Origin of the sequence: Pseudonocardia sp. HH130630-07 (assembly GCF_001698125.1) — a bacterium.
Lineage (GTDB): Bacteria > Actinomycetota > Actinomycetes > Mycobacteriales > Pseudonocardiaceae > Pseudonocardia.
In genome coordinates this window covers 2,271,154-2,294,084 of the sequence record NZ_CP013854.1, presented here as the reverse complement: position 1 = coordinate 2,294,084, position 22,931 = coordinate 2,271,154, and the positions used below count along the sequence as shown (strand labels likewise).

Here is a 22,931-nt window from a genome sequence, read left to right as displayed (position 1 = left end):
ACGGCGATCTGGGGACAAGCCTGTGGATAATGTGGATAACTCCCGCGGAGCCGGGGACGGACGCCGTCGTGGATCGGGGAACCGCCGGACAGACGGTCGCGGCGCGGGCCGTCCCGGTCGGCGGCCTGGGGATGGAGCCGCGGAGGCCCCCGGTCACGGGCCGGTCACGGGCGGCGGTGCGCCGGGGGAGCAGGGCGACCTGCTCGGCGGGGAGCGGGCCGGGCTGCGCGGCGCGGATCTCGCCCGGGACGCGCTGCGGGCCGCCCGCGAGGCGTCCGCCCGCAAGGTCGAGGAGCGGGCCGAGCAGGCACTGCCGAAACTGCGGGTGGTGTCCGGGAAGGGCCGGCGGCGCCGGTGGTCGGGTTCCGGCCCGGACGACCGGGACCCGCAGCCGTTCGGCCGGATCGCCTCCCGGGTGTCGATGGACCGTGGCTGGTCGTCCCGGCTGACCGACGCGACGGTGCTGGGCCGCTGGCCCCAGCTCGTCGGGCCGGACGTCGCGGACCACTGCATCCCGGTGTCGCTGCGCGACGGCGAGCTGACCCTGCAGGCCGAGTCGACCGCGTGGGCCACCCAGCTGCGCACGCTGCAGCGGCAGCTGCTGACCCGGCTGGCGGCCGCGGTCGGACCGGACATCGTGCGCCGGATCCGGGTGGTCGGCCCGAGCGGACCGAGCTGGCGGCACGGCCCCCGGCACGTCCGCGGCCGCGGCCCCCGTGACACCTACGGGTGACGACGACCGGCCCTCGGCGACCCGGAGGTGTCCGGACGGGCGACGGGAACGTTGCGAGCGCGTCACGGCGCCGTACCCGTCCGGAATGCCCGACCCGGGTGGGGAGCCGGGTTCGGGACGGCGCCGGCCGTACGTCGGCGGTGAGCGCGAGATGACACGGCCATCGGACCGCCCGTCCCCGTCCGGGCACATTTGATCCCGCACCGGACGCCGTTCGCCCGTCTGTGGCGGTTCTGGGCGGGTCCTGAGCGCCTTTCCGTCGGTCCCTGCGGGTAGACTGTGACGGTGTTCCCGGGCGCCTCCCCCTGACATGACCTGAGCGCCCGGTAGGTGGAACCGTTCCACGGTCGCCCGCGTCGAGAGACGCGGTGCCCGCGTGGCCGGTTCACGTGGCGAGGAGAACCAGCTACTCGTGGCTCAGGACAAGGCAGCGAAGAACGCCTACGGCGCGTCGTCCATCACGGTCCTCAAGGGGCTGGAGGCGGTCCGCAAGCGGCCCGGCATGTACATCGGCTCCACCGGTGAGCGGGGCCTGCACCACCTCATCTGGGAGGTGGTGGACAACTCGGTCGACGAGGCGATGGCCGGCCACGCCACCAAGGTCGTCGTGACCCTGCAGGCCGACGGCGGCGTCCGGGTGGAGGACGACGGGCGTGGCATCCCGGTCGAGATGCACCCGACGGAGAAGAAGCCGACCCTCGAGGTCGTCCTCACCAGCCTGCACGCCGGCGGCAAGTTCGACGACAAGTCCTACGCCGTCTCCGGCGGTCTGCACGGCGTCGGTGTGTCGGTCGTGAACGCGCTGTCCACCGCGCTCGAGGTCGAGGTCCGCAAGGACGGCGTGATCTGGAAGCAGCGCTACGACCACGCCAAGCCCGGCGAGCTCATCGAGGCCGGCACCACGAAGAAGTCCGACAGCGGCACCACGATCACCTACTGGGCCGACCCGACGATCTTCGAGACGACCGCCTACACGCTGGAGACGATCCGCCGCCGGCTGCAGGAGCAGACGTTCCTCAACAAGGGCCTCACCATGGTCCTGCGCGACGAGCGGCGCCCCGAGCCGGCCGCCGGTGTCCCGTCGTCGGACGCGGTCGACGCCGACGGGAACCCGATCGAGGCGGCCCCGGTGGTCGACGCCGACACGGAGCCGGACGCCGAGGGCTACGTCGCGAAGCCGAAGGAGTACGTCTTCCACTACCCGAACGGGCTGGAGGACTTCGTCGCGCACCTGAACAAGTCCAAGGACCCGATCCACCGCAAGATCGTCGCCTACACCGGCGAGGGCCCCGGCCACCAGGTCGAGGTCGCGATGCAGTGGAACTCGGGTTACTCCGAGTCGGTCTACACGTTCGCGAACACGATCAACACGCACGAGGGCGGCACCCACGAGGAGGGCTTCCGGCACGCGCTGACCGCGACCGTGAACCGGTACGCCCGCGACAAGAAGCTGATCAAGGAGAAGGATCCGGCGCTGTCCGGGGACGACATCCGCGAGGGGCTCGCCGCGATCGTCTCGGTGAAGATCTCCGAGCCGCAGTTCGAGGGCCAGACGAAGACCAAGCTCGGCAACACCGAGGTCAAGTCGTTCGTCCAGCGGGTGTCGAACGAGTGGCTCGCCGACTGGTTCGAGCGCAACCCCACCGAGGCCAAGACGATCGTCAACAAGGCGGTCTCCTCGGCCCAGGCGCGGCTCGCCGCGCGCCGGGCCCGCGAGCTGGTGCGCCGCAAGAGCGCCGGTGACATCGGCGGCCTGCCCGGCAAGCTGTCGGACTGCCGGTCCCGGGACCCGGAGAGCTGCGAGCTCTACATCGTGGAGGGCGACTCCGCCGGCGGCTCGGCGAAGGCCGGCCGCGACTCGATGCACCAGGCGATCCTGCCGATCCGCGGCAAGATCATCAACGTCGAGAAGGCCCGGATCGACCGCGTCCTCAAGAACACCGAGGTCCAGTCGATCATCACCGCGATGGGCACCGGCATCCACGACGACTTCGACCTCGCCAAGCTGCGGTACCACAAGCTGGTGCTGATGGCCGACGCCGACGTCGACGGCCAGCACATCCGCACGCTGCTGCTCACGTTGCTGTTCCGGTTCATGCGCCCGCTGATCGAGAACGGGCACGTGTTCCTGGCCCAGCCGCCGCTGTACAAGCTGAAGTGGGGCGGCCGCGGCGCCGAGCCGGAGTACGCCTACTCCGACCGCGAGCGCGACGGGCTGATCGAGGCCGGCCGTGCGGCCGGCAAGAAGCTCCCCAAGGACCAGGGCGTGCAGCGCTACAAGGGTCTCGGCGAGATGGACGCCAAGGAGCTGTGGGAGACCACGATGGACCCGACGAACCGGCTGCTGCTGCAGGTGAGCCTGGACGACGCGGCGACCGCGGACGAGCTGTTCTCGGTGCTCATGGGCGAGGACGTCGAGTCCCGCCGGTCGTTCATCACCCGCAACGCCAAGGACGTGCGCTTCCTGGACGTCTGATCCACACACCTGATCCAGACGAACGTACGAACTCGCACGAGGAGACTTCGTGACGGACACGATCGACCCCGCCGCCCCCGCGGCAGGCGGCGGAGAGGGTGGCGGCCGGGTCGAACCGGTCGACATCCAGCAGGAGATGCAGCGGTCCTACATCGACTACGCGATGAGCGTGATCGTCGGGCGCGCGCTGCCACTGGTGGAGGACGGACTCAAGCCGGTGCACCGCCGCGTCCTCTACTCGATGGGGGAGAACGGCTTCCGGCCGGACCGCGCACCGGTCAAGTGCGCCCGCGTCGTCGGTGACGTGATGGGTAACTACCACCCGCACGGTGACTCGGCGATCTACGACGCCCTGGTGCGGCTGGCCCAGTCGTGGTCGATGCGCTACCCGCTCATCCAGGGGCAGGGCAACTTCGGTTCCCGCGGCAACGACCCGGCGGCCGCCATGCGGTACACCGAGTGCCGGCTGTCCCCGCTCGCCATGGCGATGCTGCAGGACATCGAGGAAGAGACCGTCGACTTCCTCGACAACTACGACGGCAAGACCCAGGAACCCACCGTCCTGCCGTCCCGGGTGCCGAACCTGCTGATCAACGGCAGCTCCGGCATCGCGGTCGGGATGGCGACCAACATCCCGCCGCACAACCTGCGTGAGGTCGGCGCCGGGGTCACCTGGTGCCTGGAGAACCCGGACGCGACCGACGAGGAGCTCCTCGATGCGCTCATGGAGCGCATCAAGGGCCCGGACTTCCCGACCCACGGCCTGATCGTCGGCCGGGACGGGATCGAGTCGGCGTACCGGACCGGCCGCGGCTCGATCCGGATGCGTGCGGTCGTCGAGGTCGAGGAGGACGCCAAGGGCCGGACGACGCTGGTCGTCACCGAGCTGCCCTACATGGTGAACCCGGACAACCTCATCGAGTCGATCGCGACGATGGTGCGCGACGGCAAGATCGCCGGGATCGCCGAGATCGTCGACGAGTCCAGCGACCGCATCGGCATGCGGATCGTGATCACGCTGAAGCGCGACGCCGTCGCCAAGGTCGTGCTGAACAACCTGTACAAGCACACCCAGCTGCAGCACAGCTTCGGCGCGAACATGCTGTCGATCGTCGACGGCGTGCCGCGCACGCTGCGCCTGGACCAGATCGTGCGGCACTACGTGCGGCACCAGATCGAGGTCATCGTCCGGCGGACCCGCTACCGGCTGCGCAAGGCCGAGGAGCGGGCCCACATCCTGCGCGGTCTGGTCAAGGCGCTCGACGCGCTCGACGAGGTCATCGCACTGATCCGGGCGTCGGCCACGGTCGACGTCGCCAGGGCCGGCCTGATCGACCTGCTGACGGTCGACGAGATCCAGGCCCAGGCGATCCTGGACATGCAGCTGCGCCGGCTCGCCGCGCTGGAGCGCCAGAAGATCGTCGACGAGCTCGCCGAGATCGAGCGCGAGATCGCCGACTACGAGGACATCCTGGCCCGCCCCGAGCGGCAGCGGGAGATCGTCCGCGACGAGCTCGCCGAGATCGTCGAGCAGCACGGCGACGACCGGCGCACCCGGATCGTCGGCTACGACGGCGACGTGACCGACGAGGACCTCATCGCGGTCGAGGACGTCGTCGTCACGATCACCCGCACCGGCTACGCGAAGCGCACGAAGACCGACCTGTACCGGGCGCAGAAGCGCGGCGGGAAGGGTGTGCAGGGCGCGCAGCTGAAGCAGGACGACATCGTCAACCACTTCTTCGTGTGCTCCACGCACGACTGGATGCTGTTCTTCACCAACCGCGGGCGGGTCTACCGGCTCAAGGCCTACGAGCTGCCCGAGGCGAACCGGACGGCCCGCGGACAGCACCTGGCGAACCTCCTGGCCCTGCAGCCGGAGGAGGAGATCGCCCAGGTCATGCAGATCAAGGACTACTCGGCGCGGCCGTATCTCGTCCTCGCGACGCGAAACGGTCTGGTGAAGAAGTCGCGGCTCACCGACTTCGACTCCAACCGCTCCGGCGGCCTGATCGGCATCAACCTGCGTGACGACGACGAGCTGGTCGGCGCCGTCCTCTGCTCGGGTGACGACGACCTGCTGCTCGTCTCCGCCGAGGGCCAGTCGATCCGGTTCACCGCGACCGACGACGCGCTGCGGCCGATGGGCCGGGCCACGTCCGGTGTGCTCGGGATGCGGTTCAACAGCGGTGACCAGCTGCTCGCCCTCGGGGTGATCCGGCCGGACACCTTCCTGCTCGTCGCCACGACCGGTGGCTACGCGAAGCGCACCCCGATCGAGGACTACCCGGTGCAGGGTCGCGGCGGCAAGGGAGTGTTGACCCTCCAGTACGACCGTCGGCGTGGCACGCTGGTCGGTGCACTCATCGTCGGTATCGACGACGAGCTGTACGCGATCACCTCCACCGGCGGGGTGATCCGGACCTCCGCCCGCGAGGTGCGCAAGGCCGGCCGGCAGACGAAGGGGGTCCGCCTGATGAACCTGGGCGAGAGCTCCACGCTGCTGGCGGTCGCCCGCAACGCGGAGGAGACCGAGGAGGACCCGGGCCAGCAGGCGTAGGTCGTCCGGGCGGCCGGTCGCAGCGACCGGCCGCCCGCGGCGCCTGGGAACCGGAGACCGCACGACCGCAGCGACGACCAGCGAGGAGAGCTCCATCTCGTGAGCACCGACGACCGCACCCCGCCGGAGGGCGAGGGCCGCACCGTCGCCACCGATGCGGACCAGGCACCGAAGCCCACGGCGGCGTCCCCGGACGTCCCGCCGAGTCCCACTCCCCGCCCCGCGGAACCGGCGCAGGCTCCGCCCGCCGCACCGGCCGTGCCCGCACCGCCGGCGACCGCACCGCCGGCGCCGGGACCGGCTCCTGCGGCCGCGGAGGAGCCGGCGGCCGAGTCCGCGGTGTCCGCGCCGCCGCCCTGGCGCCGGGTTCCGGACGCGCACGAGGGTGCGAACGGCGACCAGCCCACGGTGGCGGACTCGCTGCTGAGCGAGGCACCGACCGCGTTCCTCACGGCGCCGGACACGGCTGCCGGTCCGTCGTCCGGCGGCGGGACGGCGACCGCGACCCGGGACCCGGAGAACCGCGCCGCCGGCGCGGACGTCCCGCGGGCCTCGGTGCGCAACCGCCCGCCGCGGCAGGCACTCCTGCAGCTGAAGCGGCTCGACCCCTGGTCGGTGCTGAAGATGGCGCTGGCGCTGGCGGTCGTCCTGTGGCTGGTGTGGATGGTGGCGGCGGGAGTCCTGTACGGCGTGCTGGGCGGCATGGGGGTGTGGGACCGGCTCAACGGCACCTACGCCGACCTGGTGACCGGCCAGGAGGAGACCGGCGGTTCGCTGATCAGCGCCGGCCGGGTCTTCGGCCTCGCCGCCATCATCGGCGCGGTCAACAGCTTGCTGTTCGCGGTCGCGGTGACGATCGTGGCCTTCGTCTACAACGTCGCCGCCGACCTGGTCGGCGGCATCGAGGTCACGCTCTCCGAGCGCGACTGACGCCCGTCGGACCGTACGGGACCGAGGACCCCCGCAGCGGGGTGCTCGGACCCGTACGGTAGGGTTTCACCCGTTGCACGGGCCTATAGCTCAGTTGGTTAGAGCGCATCGCTGATAACGATGAGGTCGCTGGTTCAAATCCAGCTAGGCCCACACCTTTCCCCTCCGAAGACATCGTGAGGAGCTCTCGTGAAGAAGCTGTTCGCCCTGGCCGTGGTCGCCGGCGCCGCGTACTTCGGCTGGTCCCGCCTGCGGGGCGTCGGCTCCGACGATCTCTGGCACGAGGCCACCACCCGCTGAACCCGTTCCGCGCGGGTACCGTGACCGGTGCCCACCCGGGGACGTAGCTCAATTGGCAGAGCACCGCCTTTGCAAGGCGGGGGTTAGGGGTTCGATTCCCCTCGTCTCCACCACATCTGACCAGCAGTTTTAGCTACTGCAACGGCGTCTGACCAAACGCCTGGCATCCGCTGTGGCATCCATTAGCCTCGGAGGCATGCCCAAGGACCCGCCGAAGCGCCGTCAGCAGGGGATGATCCGGCGCCGCGGGAACTCCTACCAGGTGGTCCTGTTCTCGGGCCGAGATCCGGTCAGCGGGCGCAAGATCTACCTCCGTGGCTCCCGGCCCAGCCGGACCGAGGCCGAGCAGCTCCTTAAGAAGTTCGTCGGCCAGGTCGCCGCGCAGCGCCACGCCACCACCCGCGCATCGTTGCGGACGACGATCGAGGCGTGGCTCGGCACGCACGAGTTGGAGGAGTCGACGCGTGCCACGTACGTCGGCTATGCGGCCAAGCACATCTACCCGGTGGTGGGTGACCATCCGCTCGGGAAGATCACGACGCACGGTCTGGAGCGCTTCTACGCCGAGCTGCGTCGGTGCGGCGCCCGGTGTGACGGTCGGCCGTACGTCGAGCATCGGATCGACGGGCCGCACGAGTGCCGAGAGGTCCGGCACAAACGCCCGCCCGGCCGCCCGCCGGCCAGCGGATACCCGGAGCACGACTGCGCCGAACGAGGTTGCGCGGTCTCCGAGTGCCGCGAACATGTCTGCCGTCCGCTCGCGGCCGCGACCGTCCGGAAGATTCACTTCATCATCCGGGCCGCGCTGACGGCCGCCGAGCGATGGGAGTGGATCAGCTCGAACCTGGCCGAGCTGGCGCGCATCCCTCGGGCTCCCGTCCCCGACCCGGATCCGCCGACTTCGGCGGAGGCGGCCGTTCTCGTCGCCGCGGCACGGGAGGAGGGCGCGGACTGGGGAGTCCTCGTCTGGGTCGTGATGGTGACTGGTCTGCGCCGGGCCGAGCTGCTGGCGCTGCGCTGGTCGGACGTCGATCTGGACTCGAGCGTTCTGTACGTACGTCGTAACCACGTTCGCGTGGTCGGCAAGAGCATCGAGAAGGACACGAAGACACATCGCGCTCGGCGACTCGCCGTCGACAGCGAGACCGTGGAGCTGCTCCGCGAGCACTGGGCTCGCTACGAGGAGCGCTGCAGGCAGGTCGGAGTGAAGCCGACGAGCGCCGCCTACCTGTTCTCCTACTCCCCGACGAACGAGAAGCCGTGCGATCCCAGCGGCGTGACTCACCGATACGGACGTATGTGCGAGCGAGTCGGTATCGACAGCCACCTGCACGCACTCCGGCACTATTCAGCAACCGAGCTGTTGACGGCCGGCGTCGATCTGAGGACCGTCGCAGGTCGTCTCGGGCACGGCGGTGGCGGAGCAACCACCCTTCGCGTTTACGCGGCGTGGGTCGCCAACGAGGACCGGCGGGCCGCTGAGATCGTGGCGCGCCGGGTCCGTCCCCAACCGCCCGAAGTGTGAGCAGGCGAGCTGATCAGACGAGCGCGCGGTTGCCCAGAACGTCCGGGATCTCGGCCGTGGTGATCGTCTGTCGCCGCCCGATCATCTTCTGGCCGACGAGTACGCCGGCGTCGTGCGGTGCCGGTCCCGAGTGGCTGGCCGAGGCGTCCACGAGCAGCCACGCACGGATGCCGAGCTCGAACGCGTCGACGGCTGTCTTGAGTACGCACACCTCCGTGTCGATCCCGCACACGAACATGTCCGTCCAACCGCGCTCGCTCGCGAGCGCGATGCCGTCCTCGTTGAACAAGGTGTAGATCTTCTTGTCGACCACGGCGACGGCTCGGCTGCTGTGTTCTTGCAGCTCGTCGACGATGTCGATCTCAGGTGAGTCCTTCAGCTTCGACCAGCCCATGATCTTCTCGAACGGGCTGTCGTCGTAGTTCAGGTAGCGGGTGAAAACCACATCCCGGCCTGCCTCCAGCCACTCACGCGCCAGGCGCTCGACAACCGGCACGACGTGCTGCGAGTGCTCGGTGACGAACCCGTTCTGGACGTCGACGACGACGAGGACCGGATTGATCTCTGCCACTGCTACCGCCTGTCGGAGTCGCGAAGGGTGTCGATGGCCTGATCGAGCCGTCGGAGCAGACCGCTCGTGTTGATGATGGCTTCGCGCATCGCGCGGTGCTGTGCCGATTCCTGCGGTCGCTCCGTGGTGAGCCGTGACCGGACACCACGAAGGTAGCGCCAGCCGTACTCGGCCGGGACCTCTGGATCCTGGCCGGACTCGACGACCTTCCGCAGGTAGTCCGTGTACGCCCAGGTTGCCTGCACGGACAGTTCGCATGCGATCAGCTCGCGCTCGGACAGGCACTGCTCCGCTGCGTGAGGTCGGTAGACGACCCCCGACCAGGATGCGTATCCGGTCGCGATCGCCTGCACGCCGAAGTCCTGGATATCGGGATGGTCGAAGCCGTCGCGCAGGAACGCCTGCTCGACGACGGAGGCGCGAGCGAGCTTCTCGGCAGGCGTTCCGGTCCCCTGTCGGCCGACCAGCACTCGAGGTACGCACAGCAGCCGGAGCGCGCTGTCCAGCGCCGGACCGCCGAGCGGAACTTCCTCGACCCAGTAGGTGCTCAGGACGTACGGGTCCCCGAGAACGCTGAAACCGTGATCGGCGACGACCTGGAGGGCGTGCGTCATGTTCTCGTCGTACGTGCGGCGTCGCCAGACGGCGAGCCAGGCGACGGAGTCGGGCTCCAGGTCCTCGACGAGATGGAACATCACCACCCCGAATGGCCAGCCGAACGCGCGGGCGCCGGCGAGTTCGAGCTGCTCGATGCGCTGACCGGTCAGCCAGTCGTTCGCCACGTCGTCCGCTGGAACGGACCCGAGATCCGCCATCGCCTCGGCGCCGACGTAGAGCGGAATGAACTTGTGGCTGCGGATCCGATACGTGGCCCCCGTCGCGGACGTCTCGGAGGGGCCGAACAGGTCGATCGGCGGTCGTTCGAAGAACTCGGCGATGAGCCGGGCGTAGAACGGGTCCGGTCGCCGCACCCGGCCCGTCTCCAAGCGGTAGATCTGCTTCTCGATGTTGGACTCCCCGGGCGAAGTCCATCCTCGGGCGGCGCAGTAGCGATGTAGCTCTTTCGCCAGACGAGGCCGACCCCAGGACCGACCACCGCGCAGCTCCAGCAGGGCGCGGTTCGGCACGAGGGTGGTCGACGTCCCTGTGTCCATCCCCGGTGTCCCCCGTGTCCATGTGACAGCGGTCCTGTCCACCGCTGTCCTCGTTGTCGTCTGTTGATGTTGCCTGCTAGGGTGTGTCTCCCATATGGGTGTCCGGACTGCCGGCAGGATGAGCCGGTGAGTTCGTCGAGGTTCGCGCTGCTCTCGGATGCTCAGTGGCAGTTGATCGGGCCGCTGCTGCCCTCCAACGCCGGGCGGCGTGGGCACCCGTTCGGCGAGGATCGCCGCGTGGTGGAGGGGATCATCTTCCGATACCGAACCGGGATCTGCGGTTCCCCCGAGATCGTGGAGGGTTCTTATGCCGCGTCTCGGGTGAGGGCGGCGTTCTCGTAGTTGATCGGTGAGAGCCCGGCGGCGGCACTGTGTCGCCGCCGGTGGTTGTAGAAGCCGTAACACCAGTCGATGACCGCCGCCCGCGCCCTACTGATGGTGTCGAAGTCGTTGCGGGACAGCACTTCCCACTCCAGGCTGGAGAAGAACGCCTCCGCCGCGGCATTGTCGAAACACGACCCGACCCGGCCCATCGACTGACGGATGTCGAGCCGCCGACACAGAGCGGTGAACGCGCCCGCGGTGTAGGTCGACCCGCGGTCGGTGTGGAAGATCACCCCGGCGATTCGGTCCGCCCCGCCGCGGGCCGCCACCGCCATCCGGATCGCCGCACACGCCAGCTCGGCGTTCGGGTGCAGCCCCGTGGCCGCGCCGAGCAGCCGCCGCGAGTACAGGTCGATCACCGTGGCCAGATACAACTTCCCGGCCGCGGTGGGGATCTCGGTCATGTCCCCGACCCATCTGCGGTTCGGCTCGGCCGCAGTGAAACCCCGACGAAGCAGGTCCGGGAACTTCGGCGCCGTGCGGTCCTGGCGGGTCAGCCCGTTGTGCCGCTTGATCCGGCGGGCGACCAGGCCCTGGCGGCGCATCGAGTCCGCCACGGTCTTCTCCGACACCCGCCATCCGGCCTCACACAGGTCGGCGTGCAGACGGGGTGAGCCGTGTAGCCGCTGGGCGTCGTCGAACGCCACGGCCACGGCGGCGTCCAACGCGCAGCGGCGCTTCTCGGTCGCGGTGGCACCACCGTCGGAACGCGCGGCGCGGTCGAGCCACTTGTACAACCAGGAGATCGACACCCCCAACAGGGCGCAGGCCAGCGTGTGCGGCACCCGGTGGAAGGTCCTCTGGTCGGCGATGAAACGGGCCACGCTCACTTCGTCGCCTCCTTGACCCACAGGACCACGGATCGCTTGAGGACATCACGCTCCATCCGCAGCTCGGCGTTCTCCGCGCGCAGCCGCTTGAGCTCCTCGACGCCGCCGCGAGACAGGCCCTCGGTGTCCTCGCGGGCCTCTCGTGCACGGGCCACCCAGTTGCCCAGCGTGCCCTCGTTGACCCCCAGGTCACGGGCGACCTGGGCGATCGGCTTGCCCGTCTCCTCCACGACCCGGACCGCTCCGTCACGGAACTCCCGGTCGTAGCGCTTCCGTACCTCTGGCATCGCTACCCCTTATAGCTGATGCCTCCCCGATCATGGGGGAACCGCAGATCGCTGCGCGAGGCCGTTCGGAACGCGGTCGAGGACGCCCGGAGCGAGGGCCGGTCGCTGGTGCTGGGTGAGGGTTCGGCCGAGCGGGTGGGTGGGGCCTCACCCGGGGGTCGGGGGCAGGCCCGTCAGGCTCTGGCGCAGGTGCGTGACGCGGCGGACGGGGCGTTCGAGCGGGCCGGATCCGGGGCCGGGCGCCACGGTGGTCCCGTGGTGGGTGCGGTGCTGGAGGTGGCTCGGGGCGCGGTCGATGCGGGGTTGCGGCTGGCCGAGCAGCTCCTGGCCGCGGCCGGCGACGGTGTTCCGCAGCACGCTCGGGAGTTCCCGGGCGAGCGCAGCCCGGAGGGTGTGCTCGTGCCGCGCTCGGGTGAGCGCGATCGGCTCTCCGCGGGATCGGCGGACGAGGACCGCGGTGGTGCCGGCCTGGACGGCCCGGCGACCGATCTGCTGGGCGAGACTCCGCAGGCCCGTCTCGGCCGTGGCTGCGACGGCCATGGCTGCTCCGACGGTGTCCGCGACGGTCGCGACGAGCTGACCGTCGAGGGCCGCGGCCCCCCGAGCGACGACGGTTATTGGTACTCCGACTCCTCTGACCCGAATCCGCGAGTTGCGCTGGTGGCCGGACTGGGGAGATGGCGATAGGTGCCCGCTGACCTGCGATGATCGTGTTTGCGACGACACGACATTGCGGGTTGAGAGGACACCTATCAGGTGCGAACAGTACGCAAGCGACGCCCGCGGTGTGCGCGGGTGCGTCTCGGCGCGCCGGACGCGGCGCTGACCAGGTTCTCCGGGCTGGCCGCGGTGACCGAGCTGATCGACCGGCTCGGGATCATCGACAAGCTCGACGCCGCGGTCGGGCCCATCAAGGACCGCGACCGCGGGTGCAGCGCCGGGCAGATGCTGGTCGGCATGTCGGCGGCGCAGCTGTGCGGGGAGGACTTCCTGGTCGGGCTGGACCGGCACCGCGCCGACACCGCCGGGCAGGCACTCACGCCGGTGCCGGGGTTGGCGTCCACGACCGCCGCCGGGCTCGCGCGCAAGTTCATCGAGGGGCAGTGGGCGGCGGTGGAGACCGGGCTCGGTGACGTGCACACCACCGCGCTGGACCTGCTCGCCCAGGTCGACCCGGACCGGGCCGAGCAGCTGACGGCGGACGTGACGATCGATCTGGACACCACCGATGTCGAGGTTTACGGCCGGCTCAAGCAGGGCGTGGCGTTCAACCACCAAGGCCAGCGGGTCGCCCGCCCGCACGTCGCGACCTGGGCCGACACCGCGGTGGTGCTGGCCGCTGACCTCGGTTCGGGCCGGGATGACCCCCGCGCCACCAGCGCCGAGCTGTTCCACCGGGCGCTGGCCGCGCTCCCCGCGCAGGCGCGGGCGGGGCGAGTCCGCGTGCGTGCGGACGCGGGCTACTTCGCCGGGCAGCTCGCCCGCGCAGCCCTGTTCGTCGGCGTGGAGTTCGCCATCGGCGCCCGACGCATCGCGCCGCTGTGGCGCATCCTCGACGGCGTCGCGGCCGACGGGTGGACCGACGCGATCGACATGACCGGCGCGCAGGTCGCGGTGGCCGACTATTGCCCGAACTGGTGGCCCGCAGCGACCCAGCTGCTGATCCGTCGGGTCCGGCTCGACCTGGACCACGGCCAGGTCTCCGGTGACCCGCGAGCGCGGCGCCGACGCACCCTGCACCCCGCCCAGCGGGCGCTCCCGCTCGACGACCTCGCTACGGTGGCCAAGGTCGACGGGGTGTTCGCCTACTCGTTCATCGTGACCAACCTCGACGTCTCCACACCTGCCGCAGCCGCGCAGGCCGAGTACTGGTACCGCCACCGCACGAAGGTGGAGAACCTGTTCCGCGACACCAAGCACGGCGCCGCGCTGCGCCACCTCCCCTCCGGACACCTCGCGGTGAACCGAGCCTGGATGTGGGGCGCACTCCTGGCCGCCACCACCAGCGGGTGGCTGCACCACCTCACCGCCCGCACCCGCGACGGGCGCCTGGTCGGGCACGGCGTCCGCGGCGGCCAGGCCATGATCGCCACCCTGCGCCGGCGGCTGATCACCATCCCCGCCCGCCTCGTGCGCCACGCCCGCGGCCTCACCCTGCGCCTACCACCCGGCGAGCACCTACTCGCCGAGGTCCTCGCCCGCGTCCGCGCCCTGCCCGCTCCGTCCTGACCCGGCCGCACCGGCCCCGACCAGCACAGGAACCCGCCACCCGAGGCGACACTCGGGCCGCCCGCTTGCCCACCACCCCACTCCCGACCCAAGCAACATCAACTTTGGCCGACCAAGATCAGCTCATAGCCTACTCGCGGATTCGGGTCAGAGCGGAGGCGGGGCGTGCGCGCGCCGGCCGCCGGACCGGAGGCAGGAGGCGGGCGGCAGCGACGCCGCCCGTCCGGCCCGGCTTGAAGGCGTAGGGAAAGTTGTCACCGCTAGGGCGTGTCTCCCAGATAGGCGGAGCGGGGTGCGCGATGCTTGATCGGTGCCGCGTACCGCTGTCCTGACTGATGCCCAGTGGGCCCGTCTGGCGCCGCTGTTGCCCTCCTCCGAGGGTCGTCGCGGGTGCCCGTTCCGCGATGACCGCCGGGTGATCGAGGGGATCATCTACCGGTATCGGTGCGGGCTTCCCTGGCGCGACGTCCCAGCCGAGTTCGGGCCGTGGCAGACGTTGTGGAAGCGGCACCGCCGCTACAGCGGCGACGGCACCTGGGACCACATCCTGGCTGCTCTTCTGGTCGAGGCCGACGCCGCCGAGGTGCTCGGGTGGGCGGTCAGCGTGGACTCCACGATCATCCGTGCCCACCAGCACGCCGCGACCCTCAAGCGCGACACAGGGGGCCGGATCGAACTACACGAATCTGCTCGCCGAACCAGCAGATCACGCGCTGGGACGGTCCCGCGGAGGGCTGTCGACGAAGATCCACCAGCTCGTTGACGGGCACGGCCGCCCGCTGGTGGTCCTCCTCGGCCCCGGCCAGGGCGGCGACTCGCCAATGTTTCCGCACCTGATGGCGCGCCTGAGCATCGCCCGACCGGGCCCGGGACGACCCCGGACCCGGCCCGAACGCGTGCGCGCGGACAAGGCCTACTCCTCACGCGCGATCCGCCGGCACCTGCGCGAGCGCCGGATCATCGCTGTCATTCCGGAGCCCTCTGACCAGCAGGGACACCGCAAACGACGGGGCTCACGCGGCGGCCGACCGCCCGCATTCGATCCGGTCGACTACCGAAACCGCAACGTCGTCGAGTGCGGGTTCTGCCACGTCAAGCAGTGGCGCGGGCTGGCCACCCGTTACGACAAGCTCGCCCTGACCTTCCGCGGCGGCGCCGTCCTGAAGGCGATCGTCACCTGGCTCCGCGCATTGGGAGACACACCCTAGGTGGATCACGTCTCCGCTGCGTGCTACTCGAACTCTGGGCAGTCCCAGAGCATTGCGCGGCTGCTATGGCCGATCCCGGCTACACAGCCGAGGTTTGTGCCGTAGATCAGGTTCGGGACGCCCACGAGCAGCGACTGTGCCACGCAGTGTCGAGCGCCGCGACGGCCAGCCTGGTGGTCGAAGCGGCTGGCGCTCGTTATCGCGGTCCGGCTGTCGTGACACCCCGCGTGACCCGTTCGTCCTGCGCATCGTGGGTCCAGGTGCGCATGGGGGACGCTCCGCGTGGATGGTTTGGCAGGTCGGAGCACGATGTAACCGCCGTGGACAGCCTTGCAGGTAGTAGGTCGGGGGGTAGACGCCCTACGCTCGTGTAGATGCGTTGGCATCCACTTCGGCATCCAACGGCACACATCGGATGCCAGAGAAGCCAACGTGTGAAGACTCGACGAGCCCCTGAGCTGCCGGATGCAACGCAGCTCACACGAGCCCGTTCCTTTGCAAGGCGGGGGTTAGGGGTTCGATTCCCCTCGTCTCCACCAGGATAATGACCCCGTCGGGATCTCTCGGCGGGGTCTTTCTCGTGCACGGGGGCATCCGCCCCGCTCCTCACCACCGTGGCGGTCTCCGCCGACGGACCGGCGACGGAGACCGCGCCGGGCCCGGGTTCCTGAGCAGCCGGTCGCGGCTCGTGTCCAGGTCACGGGCGAGCGCGACGAGCCGGGCCGCCGCGGGCGACGTGATCGGCTCGACGTGGGCGAGGGCCAGCTCGATCGTCGGGCCGGCCGTCAGCTCGACCCGTCCGACGCCGTCGGGACATCCGCTCGCGCTGGACCGCGGTACGACCGCGACGCCGTAACCGGCGGCGACGAGCCCCAACACGGTCTGCATGTCGGTGGCCTCCTGCACGGTGCGGGGCAGGAATCCGGCCGCCCGGCACAGCGACGTGATGGTCTCGTGCAGGCCGGGACCGAGCCGCCGCGGATTGCGGACGAACGGGTCGTCGGCCAGTGCGGCGATCGGGATCCGGGTGCGTGCGGCGAGCCGGTGTCCCGGCGGGAGCACCGAGACCAGGGGCTCCCGCAGGACCGTCAGGAGCGTCAGCTCGTCCGCGGCGGGTGCGGGCAGCGGGGGCCGGAGGAAGCCGACGTCGAGGGTCCCGGCCCGCAGGCGCTCCACCTGCTCGGTCGTCGTCAGCTCGGCGATCGAGCAGGTGACGGCCGGGCAGCGCTCGCGGAAGGTCCGCAGGAGCCGGGGCAAGGGTGGGGTGAGGGCGGACCCGACCGTGCCGACGGTCACCGCCCCGGCGTCACCGCGGCCGACGGCCCTGGCCCGCTCGGCGGCGGCATCCAACCGAACGAGTGCCGGGCCGGCCTCGTCGACGTAGGCGGTCCCGGCCGCGGTGAGGACGACGGTGCGGGTGTCACGCTCGAACAGGGCCACACCGAGCTCGTCCTCGGCCTCGCGAACGAGCCGGCTGATCCGCGGCTGACCGACCCCGAGCGCCGTCGCCGCGCGGCCGAAGTGGCCGTGCTCGGCGACCGCCAGCACCGCGCGCAGTCGACGGGTCTCCACTCATCTGATTCTGGCATCAATACGGCAGATCCTCCTACGAATCCGGATGACACCCGTCCGGCGCGGAAGTCTCGCTCCTGTACCGGACACCACCACGGGAGGACAGTCATGCGGAACGTCGTCGTCACGGGAGCGGGTACGGGGATCGGCCGGGCGACCGCGCGACGGTTGCACGGGGGTGGCGCGCACGTCACGCTCATCGGCCGCCGGCCCGGGCCGCTGCACGACCTGGCCGGGGAGCTGGGCGACCGTGCCGTCGCGGTGCCCGTCGATCTCACCGACCCGGAGGCGGTCGGCCGGGCCGTGTTGCCCGACGTCGTCGACGTGCTGGTCAACAACGCCGGTGGCAACACCGACCTCTCCGGCGGCGGACCGGGGGACGATCTCGCCGGTGTCGCGCGGAGCTGGCGGGCGAACCTCGACGCGAACCTGCTCTCCGCGGTCCTGGCCACGACGGCCGTGCGGGACCGGTTGCGGCCGGGCGGGACGGTCGTCAACGTCGGGTCGATCGCCGCGGACAAGGGCGCCGGCTCCTACGGGGCGGCGAAGGCCGCGCTGGCCTGCTGGACCGTCGATCTCGCCGGACAGCTCGGCCCGGCGGACGTCACGGTCAACACGCTGGCCCCCGGCTACGTCGCCGGTACGGAGTTCTTCGGTGACCACCTCGACGACGACCGTCGTGCCGCCCTCGTCGCCGCGGCCGCGACCCGCCGGGCGAGCCTGCCCGACGACGTCGCCGCGGCCGCGGAGTTCCTCGCCTCGCCGGGCGCCCGGCAGATCACCGGCCAGGTACTGGCGGTCAACGGTGGTGAGCACCGCCGGCGGTGATGCTCCCTCCCCGGGTCACCGGTTCCGGCGCAGGCCGTCCAGCAGCAGGGTCACGACGCCGTCGGCCTCCGCCCGCCACCCGGGACGAGCATGGGCGGCACCGATGCCGTGCAGCGCCATCATCACGGCCCCGGTGCCGACGTCGTCACGCAGGGAGCCCTCCGCCACGCCCGCGGCCACCAGCTCGGCCACGGCGTTTTCGAGTTCGTGCCCGCTCGCGGTGATGTCGCCGGTACCCGCCGACATGAGGGTCGCCAGTGTCCGGGCGAGGCCCTGGTGCGCGTCGATGTGGTCGATCATGTCCCGCAGGAAGACCGTCAGTGCCTCGCTCGCGGTGCGGGTCGCCCGGAGGTGCCGTGCGCGGTCGCTCAGAGTGGTGATCTCCGAGTGGTAGACCGCCTCGGCCAGTGCCTCGCGGGTGGGGAAGTTCCGGTAGAGCGTGCCGGTGCCCACTCCGGCCAGACCGGCCAGGTCGTCGAATCGCACGTCGAAGAACCGGCCGGCGTCGAAGACCTCCCGGGCTGCGGCGACGATCGCCTCGCGGTTGCGCCGGGCGTCGGCACGCAGCGGCCTGTCGGTGGTCACGCGGCACCTCACGTCGAGGGTGGAGATCGTCCGCTCATCGTGCCCCAGTTCCCCGGCCGTGGGGACAGCGCCGTCACCAGGTCACCGGGAGCCGGTGCAGCCCGAAGATGGTCGCGTCGTCCTTGAAGGGCAGGTCGTCGACGCCGGTGGCGAGGGCGAGCGTGGGGATGCGGCGGAACAGCGTGTCGAACACGGTGCGGCCCGAACCCGAACGCGACGTGATGGCGGCCGCCGCGCCCGATGTCCAGCTCGTCGGGCTCGTCGAACACCCGCGGGTCGCGGTTCGCCGAGTACGTCAGCGCCAGGACCCCCTCACCCGCGCGGATCAGCTGCCCGCCGATCTCGGCGTCCTCGACGCACAGTCGTGCCGTCGCCGCGTCGACGATCGTGAAGTACCGCAGCATCTCCTCGACCGCGGCGAGGGTCCGCCCCGGATCGGCCCGGATCGACGCGAGTTGCCCGGGGTCACGCAGGAACGCCACCGTCGAGAGCGAGATCATGTTCGCCGTCGTCTCGTGCCCGGCCACCAGCAGCAGGAGCGCCATTTCCACGAGAGCGGCCCGCCGGTAGGCGCCCGTCGTGCGCAACGCGCCGATCTGGCGCCCGAGCAGATCGTCGGACGGGTCGGTCTCCTTCTCCGCGATCAGCTCGCCCAGGTAGCCACGCAGGGCGAGAACCGCGGCGAGACGTCCCTCAGGGGGTGTGTCCCGGGCGATCAGTGTGGACGACCGTTCCTGGAAGAACGCGTGCGCGGAGTAGGGCACACCGAGCAGTTCGCAGATCACCAGTGACGGGACCGGCAACGACAGCTCCGCGACCAGATCGGCCGGCCGGGGCCCCGCCAGCATCGCGCCGACCCGTTCGTCGACGATCTCCTGGATCCGCGGCCGCAGCGCCTCGGTCCGGCGCAGGGTGAACTCTCCCAGCACCGCCTTGCGGGCCGTCGCGTGCTCGGGCGAGTCCATGTGGAGGAGCGTGGGCTCGTCGTCGGCACGCTTGGCCGCGGCCCCGCCCTCCACCAGCTCCGGGAATCGCGGATGCCTGCGGTCGGAGCTGAACCGCCGGTCGTTGAGGACGGTACGCACGTCGGAGTGGCGGCTGACCACCCAGGCGTACCCGCCGTCCGGGAGCCGGACCCGGCAGACCGGGTCCTCCTCGCGGATCCGCGCGTACGCCGGCGGCGGAGCGAACGGGCAGGTACGGGCCTGGGGGAAGTCCTCGACAGCTGTCATGTCCGTTCCTCTCCTCGGGTGCGGTTCAACGGGTTCGCGTCGGTGCGAAATGCGGCTCGGCCGCGTCGAGCCGGGGTGTCGCGACACCGAGTCGACGGGCCTCGGCGAGCACGTCCCGGCAGACCGCCCGCGGCTCCTCGGCCGCGGGATCGTCGTGCGCCTCGACGTTGCGGCGCGCGAGCGGGACGACGGCCGTCACCAGCGCCAGCGCGGAACCGGTCAGCCACACCGGGGCCCGGAACCGCAGGAGCGTGCGACGGTGCCGGCCGAGGTCGACCCCGCGCCGCTCGACGAGGGGCAGCAGTTCCCGGGCGACCAGCATCGCCTCGCGCAGGGCTCCCGGTGCCCCGACCAGGTCGGCCATCGTGCCCCGGCGCAACGCCTGGGAGAACAGGCCCGCGTCCGAGATGACGTGGAGCCACAGCCACCCGCGGAAGTCGGGCTGCTCGCGGATCGTCAGCCCGGCCTCCCGGAAGGTCCGGCGGACGGCCAGTTCGCGGGCGGTGGCCGGCCCGTCGAGGGTGCCGAAGAGGACCGGGCGCATCAGGGCGGCCCGCAGCACGCCGTCGGAACCGATCCCGCCGCCCGCCTGCGGGAAGCCCCAGGCGACCCGGTCGGCCGGGAGATCGCCGATCGCGACCAGTGGCTCGGCCCAGACGTTGCCGAAGACCAGCACGGTCGCGTCCCCGATCCGCGGAGCCAGGAACGCGGCGGCCCCGGCGAGCTGGTGGTGCCCCACGCTCAGCACGATCAGCTCGAAGTCGTGGTCGGCGTCGAGCTCCTCGCGACAGTGCACCGGCCACCGGCCGACGACGCGCTGTCCCCACGGCCTGCTCCGCAGATCGGTCAGCTCGACGTCGATCGTGCTCCCGTACGCCGCGGCGCGCCCCGGCCGGACGTAGTACTCGACCTCGTGGCCGGCCCGTTCGAGCACGTGGCCGTACACGGAGGCGATCACGCCGCGGCCGAACATCAGGATCTTCACGCTGCACCCCACTCGCATCTGGAGACTGTCTCCACTTCACTTATATGGAGATTGTCTCCAATTGTCAACGAGAGAGACTCCGCCGCACGAGGTCCCGGCGTCCGACTTCGGTCGGGAAAGCCGGTTCGACCGGCCGATCACGACAGCCGGGCGGACTCCCTACCGTCCGGTAGGTACCGCTGATCCGACCACCGGGATGACCCCATGCGACTGCTCCGCCCGACCCTCCAGCTCGTCCGCGCGAACCTCGGCGCCTACCTCGTCATGAACGCGGTCATGTACGGCGTCGCCCTCGTCGGCATGGGGGTGGGCCTGGCGTTCCCGCACCTGACCGCCGCGAACGAGGCCACCCTGAACGCGGACGGCACGACGGACCTGGTGATGTCGCTGCTCAGCAACGTCTGGCTGTTCGCCGCGACGATCTTCGCGGTCAACGTCGGCACGGTCGCGCTGCCGATGATCCTGCTGCCGTCGCTGGTCGTGCCGTTCCTCGGGATCGCGCTCGCCGGCTACAAGGCGTACGGGCTGGGGATCGCACTCGCCCCGGTCAACGACGTGCTGATGACGACCCTGATCCCGCACTCGCTGACGATCCTGATCGAGTTCCAGGCCTACGTCCTGGTCATGTTCGCCGCGTACCTGCTCGGGAGGGCGTGGCTGCGGCCGCAGTCGGTCGGGGCCGACACCCGTCGCCGTGGGTACCTGCGCGGGCTCCGGCAGGTGGGCTGGATCAGCCTGCCCGCGCTGGCCCTGTTCGTGGTCGGCGCGGTCTACGAGGCCTTCGAGCTGATCTACATCGTGCCGCCGATGCTCGTGGGCTGAGAATCCGTCGGAAGAAATATCCGGCGGCCGTGTCGAGAAGCGGCGCGCGGCTCCGTCCCCGGTGTGCGAGCGACCAGAATGGGTCGCACCACAGGCGAGGAGACCACGATGGCCAAGTACCTGCTGCTCAAGCACTACCGCGGCGCCCCGGCAGCGGTGAACGACGTCCCGATGGCCCACTGGGCACCGGACGAGGTCACGGCCCACGTGCAGTACATGGAGGACTTCGCCGAGAAGCTGCGGGGGACCGGCGAGTTCGTCGACGGCCAGGCGCTCTCGCCCGACGGCACGTTCGTCCGCTACGACGGCGAGGGACGCCCGCCGGTCACCGACGGCCCGTTCGCCGAGACCAAGGACCTCATCGCCGGCTGGATGATCATCGACGTGGACGACTACGACCGCGCGGTCGAGCTGGCCGGGGAGCTGTCGGCGGCGCCCGGGGCCGGTGGGAAGCCGATCCACGAGTGGCTGGAGCTGCGGCCGTTCCTGACCGCGCCGCCCGCGGTGACGGACTGACCGTCCGTGATCGACGAGTCATTGCTCCGGGGGCTCGTCCCGGAGGTGCTCGGGATCCTCGGCCGTCGCGGAGCGGGCTTCGCGGCGGCCGAGGACGCGGTCCAGGACGCGGTCGTCGAGGCGGTCCGCACCTGGCCCGACGACCCGCCGCGGGACCCGAAGGGCTGGCTCGTCACGGTCGCCTGGCGCCGGTTCCTCGACGCGAACCGGTCCGAGACGTCCCGGCGCCGGCGCGAGGAGCTGGTCGACGCCGAACCGGAGCCGGGCCCGGCGGCGGGCGAGGACGACACGCTGGAGCTGTTCTTCCTGTGTGCGCACCCGTCGTTGACACCGTCGTCGGCGGTCGCGCTGACGCTCCGCGCGGTCGGCGGCCTGACCACCCGTCAGATCGCCGAGGCGTACCTGGTGCCGGAGCCGACGATGGCGCAGCGGATCAGCCGGGCCAAGCGCACCGTCGCCGACGTGCGGTTCGACCGGCCCGGCGACGTCGCCACCGTGCTGCGGGTGCTGTACCTGGTCTTCAACGAGGGCTACTCGGGTGACGTCGACCTGTCGGCGGAGGCCGTCCGGCTCACCCGCCGGCTCGCCGCCGTCGTCGACCATCCGGAGGTCGGCGGACTGCTCGCGCTGATGCTGCTGCACCACGCGCGCCGACCGGCCCGGCGCACGGCGGACGGCACGCTGGTACCGCTCGCCGAGCAGGACCGGACGCTGTGGGACACCGGTGCGATCGCCGAGGGCGTCACGATCCTGCAGGCGGCGCTGGCCCGGGACCGGCTGGGGGAGTTCCAGGCGCAGGCCGCCGTCGCCGCGCTGCACGCGGACGCCCGTACCGCCGCGGAGACCGACTGGGTGCAGATCGTCGAGTGGTACGACGAGCTGGTCGGCCTGACCGGGAGCCCGGTCGTCCGGCTCAACCGGGCGGTCGCCGTGGGGGAGGCCGACGGGCCGCGGGCCGGCCTGGCCGCGCTGGCCGAGCTGGCCGACACGCTGCCGCGCTACACCGCGGTGGCCGCCTACCTGCACGAACAGGACGGCGATCCGGCGACGGCGGCCCGGCTCTACGCCGAGGCCGCGGCCCGGGCGTCGAACGCCCCGGAGCGGGATCACCTGGTGCGGCAGGCGGCCCGGCTCAACGCCCGGTGACGCAGGACGCGCACCCCGCCCCCGCCCCACTCATGGAGCTTCAGCCTCGTGAGACGAG

Annotated in this window: 22 protein-coding genes, 2 tRNA genes and 1 pseudogene; 16 read left to right on the top strand and 9 right to left on the bottom strand. The window is 71.1% G+C overall.

Translation table 11 applies throughout. The features are described from left to right. The first annotated feature begins 22 nt into the window (after positions 1-22). The 8 genes from AFB00_RS11140 (at position 23) to AFB00_RS11110 (ending at position 8,524) form a co-directional block, all read left to right on the top strand. Positions 23-733 (top strand): DciA family protein, encoded by a 711-nt coding sequence (locus AFB00_RS11140; RefSeq protein WP_231974325.1) that lies wholly within the window; start codon positions 23-25, stop codon positions 731-733. A gap of 376 nt (positions 734-1,109) precedes the next feature. Further along, positions 1,110-3,209, top strand: a complete 2,100-nt coding sequence (gyrB, locus tag AFB00_RS11135; RefSeq protein WP_442965853.1) for a DNA topoisomerase (ATP-hydrolyzing) subunit B — start codon at positions 1,110-1,112, stop codon at positions 3,207-3,209. Between the two features lie 136 nt (positions 3,210-3,345). Beyond that, complete coding sequence (gyrA, locus tag AFB00_RS11130) at positions 3,346-5,769, top strand: DNA gyrase subunit A (RefSeq protein ID WP_068800209.1); 2,424 nt, start codon at positions 3,346-3,348, stop codon at positions 5,767-5,769. Positions 5,770-5,868: 99 nt separating this feature from the next. Continuing rightward, positions 5,869-6,699: a DUF3566 domain-containing protein gene (locus AFB00_RS11125; RefSeq protein WP_231974323.1), complete on the top strand. Its 831-nt coding sequence runs from the start codon at positions 5,869-5,871 to the stop codon at positions 6,697-6,699. 79 nt (positions 6,700-6,778) lie between these two features. After that, positions 6,779-6,852: transfer RNA gene (locus tag AFB00_RS11120), tRNA-Ile, on the top strand. A gap of 36 nt (positions 6,853-6,888) precedes the next feature. Further along, positions 6,889-6,999 carry a DLW-39 family protein gene (locus AFB00_RS34755; RefSeq protein WP_231974321.1) on the top strand — a complete coding sequence of 37 codons (111 nt, stop codon included), beginning with the start codon at positions 6,889-6,891 and terminating at the stop codon, positions 6,997-6,999. Positions 7,000-7,036: 37 nt separating this feature from the next. Continuing rightward, positions 7,037-7,112, top strand: a tRNA-Ala gene (locus tag AFB00_RS11115). Between the two features lie 83 nt (positions 7,113-7,195). Next, positions 7,196-8,524 (top strand): site-specific integrase, encoded by a 1,329-nt coding sequence (locus AFB00_RS11110; RefSeq protein ID WP_068797162.1) that lies wholly within the window; start codon positions 7,196-7,198, stop codon positions 8,522-8,524. Positions 8,525-8,537: 13 nt separating this feature from the next. On the opposite strand, the gene AFB00_RS11105 is transcribed toward AFB00_RS11110, so the two are convergent. Beyond that, the gene (locus AFB00_RS11105; RefSeq protein ID WP_068797161.1) at positions 8,538-9,095 is read right to left on the bottom strand and encodes an isochorismatase family cysteine hydrolase; all 558 of its coding nucleotides are present in this window, start codon (positions 9,093-9,095) and stop codon (positions 8,538-8,540) included. A gap of 2 nt (positions 9,096-9,097) precedes the next feature. Next, on the bottom strand, positions 9,098-10,249 hold the full coding sequence (locus AFB00_RS11100; RefSeq protein WP_068797160.1) for a hypothetical protein: 1,152 nt from the start codon (positions 10,247-10,249) through the stop codon (positions 9,098-9,100). Between the two features lie 66 nt (positions 10,250-10,315). On the opposite strand from AFB00_RS11100, the gene AFB00_RS36165 reads away from it, so the two are divergent. After that, positions 10,316-10,591, top strand: coding sequence for a transposase (locus tag AFB00_RS36165; RefSeq protein ID WP_083275434.1), 276 nt, complete (start codon positions 10,316-10,318; stop codon positions 10,589-10,591). Here the strand turns inward: AFB00_RS36165 and AFB00_RS11095 are convergent. The 3 genes from AFB00_RS11095 to AFB00_RS11085 form a co-directional block, all read right to left on the bottom strand. Then, on the bottom strand, positions 10,555-11,463 hold the full coding sequence (locus tag AFB00_RS11095; protein ID WP_060710839.1) for an IS3 family transposase: 909 nt from the start codon (positions 11,461-11,463) through the stop codon (positions 10,555-10,557). The genes AFB00_RS36165 and AFB00_RS11095 overlap by 37 nt on opposite strands. Next, entirely contained in the window at positions 11,460-11,750 is a 291-nt protein-coding gene (locus AFB00_RS11090) for a transposase (protein ID WP_060710840.1), read from the bottom strand. Before AFB00_RS11090 ends, AFB00_RS11095 begins: the two co-directional genes overlap by 4 nt. A 147-nt stretch (positions 11,751-11,897) precedes the next feature. Beyond that, positions 11,898-12,290, bottom strand: a complete 393-nt coding sequence (locus AFB00_RS11085; RefSeq protein ID WP_068796313.1) for a hypothetical protein — start codon at positions 12,288-12,290, stop codon at positions 11,898-11,900. Positions 12,291-12,545: 255 nt separating this feature from the next. On the opposite strand from AFB00_RS11085, the gene AFB00_RS11080 reads away from it, so the two are divergent. The 3 genes from AFB00_RS11080 to AFB00_RS36155 all read left to right on the top strand — a co-directional run bounded on the left by AFB00_RS11080 (position 12,546) and on the right by AFB00_RS36155 (position 15,187). Further along, positions 12,546-13,979 carry an IS1380 family transposase gene (locus tag AFB00_RS11080; RefSeq protein WP_068796312.1) on the top strand — a complete coding sequence of 478 codons (1,434 nt, stop codon included), beginning with the start codon at positions 12,546-12,548 and terminating at the stop codon, positions 13,977-13,979. A 310-nt stretch (positions 13,980-14,289) separates the two neighbouring features. Next, positions 14,290-14,742, top strand: a complete 453-nt coding sequence (locus tag AFB00_RS36160) for an IS5 family transposase (RefSeq protein WP_442965819.1) — start codon at positions 14,290-14,292, stop codon at positions 14,740-14,742. Further along, entirely contained in the window at positions 14,666-15,187 is a 522-nt protein-coding gene (locus AFB00_RS36155; RefSeq protein ID WP_442965863.1) for an IS5 family transposase, read from the top strand. Before AFB00_RS36160 ends, AFB00_RS36155 begins: the two co-directional genes overlap by 77 nt. Positions 15,188-15,793: 606 nt before the next feature. On the opposite strand, the gene AFB00_RS11065 is transcribed toward AFB00_RS36155, so the two are convergent. Further along, positions 15,794-16,759: a LysR family transcriptional regulator gene (locus tag AFB00_RS11065; protein ID WP_068797159.1), complete on the bottom strand. Its 966-nt coding sequence runs from the start codon at positions 16,757-16,759 to the stop codon at positions 15,794-15,796. A gap of 108 nt (positions 16,760-16,867) precedes the next feature. Between AFB00_RS11065 and AFB00_RS11060 the strand changes: the two genes are divergently transcribed. Next, positions 16,868-17,587, top strand: coding sequence for an SDR family NAD(P)-dependent oxidoreductase (locus tag AFB00_RS11060; protein ID WP_068797158.1), 720 nt, complete (start codon positions 16,868-16,870; stop codon positions 17,585-17,587). A 15-nt stretch (positions 17,588-17,602) separates the two neighbouring features. On the opposite strand, the gene AFB00_RS11055 is transcribed toward AFB00_RS11060, so the two are convergent. From AFB00_RS11055 to AFB00_RS11045, 3 genes and pseudogenes are all read right to left on the bottom strand, one after another. After that, a complete protein-coding gene (locus AFB00_RS11055) occupies positions 17,603-18,172 on the bottom strand; it encodes a TetR/AcrR family transcriptional regulator (protein WP_068797157.1) in 570 nt (189 codons plus the stop codon). Between the two features lie 73 nt (positions 18,173-18,245). Continuing rightward, positions 18,246-19,404, bottom strand: a pseudogene (locus tag AFB00_RS11050) (cytochrome P450). Positions 19,405-19,429: 25 nt separating this feature from the next. Beyond that, positions 19,430-20,389 carry a ketopantoate reductase family protein gene (locus AFB00_RS11045; RefSeq protein ID WP_068797156.1) on the bottom strand — a complete coding sequence of 320 codons (960 nt, stop codon included), beginning with the start codon at positions 20,387-20,389 and terminating at the stop codon, positions 19,430-19,432. Between the two features lie 204 nt (positions 20,390-20,593). Here AFB00_RS11045 and AFB00_RS11040 point away from each other — a divergent pair, with 204 nt between their 5' ends. The 3 genes from AFB00_RS11040 (at position 20,594) to AFB00_RS11030 (ending at position 22,873) form a co-directional block, all read left to right on the top strand. Then, positions 20,594-21,211 carry a stage II sporulation protein M gene (locus AFB00_RS11040; RefSeq protein WP_068797155.1) on the top strand — a complete coding sequence of 206 codons (618 nt, stop codon included), beginning with the start codon at positions 20,594-20,596 and terminating at the stop codon, positions 21,209-21,211. A gap of 108 nt (positions 21,212-21,319) precedes the next feature. Continuing rightward, positions 21,320-21,727: a YciI family protein gene (locus AFB00_RS11035; protein WP_068797154.1), complete on the top strand. Its 408-nt coding sequence runs from the start codon at positions 21,320-21,322 to the stop codon at positions 21,725-21,727. 9 nt (positions 21,728-21,736) lie between these two features. Then, a complete protein-coding gene (locus AFB00_RS11030; protein WP_068800207.1) occupies positions 21,737-22,873 on the top strand; it encodes an RNA polymerase sigma factor in 1,137 nt (378 codons plus the stop codon). Positions 22,874-22,931 lie beyond the last annotated feature (58 nt).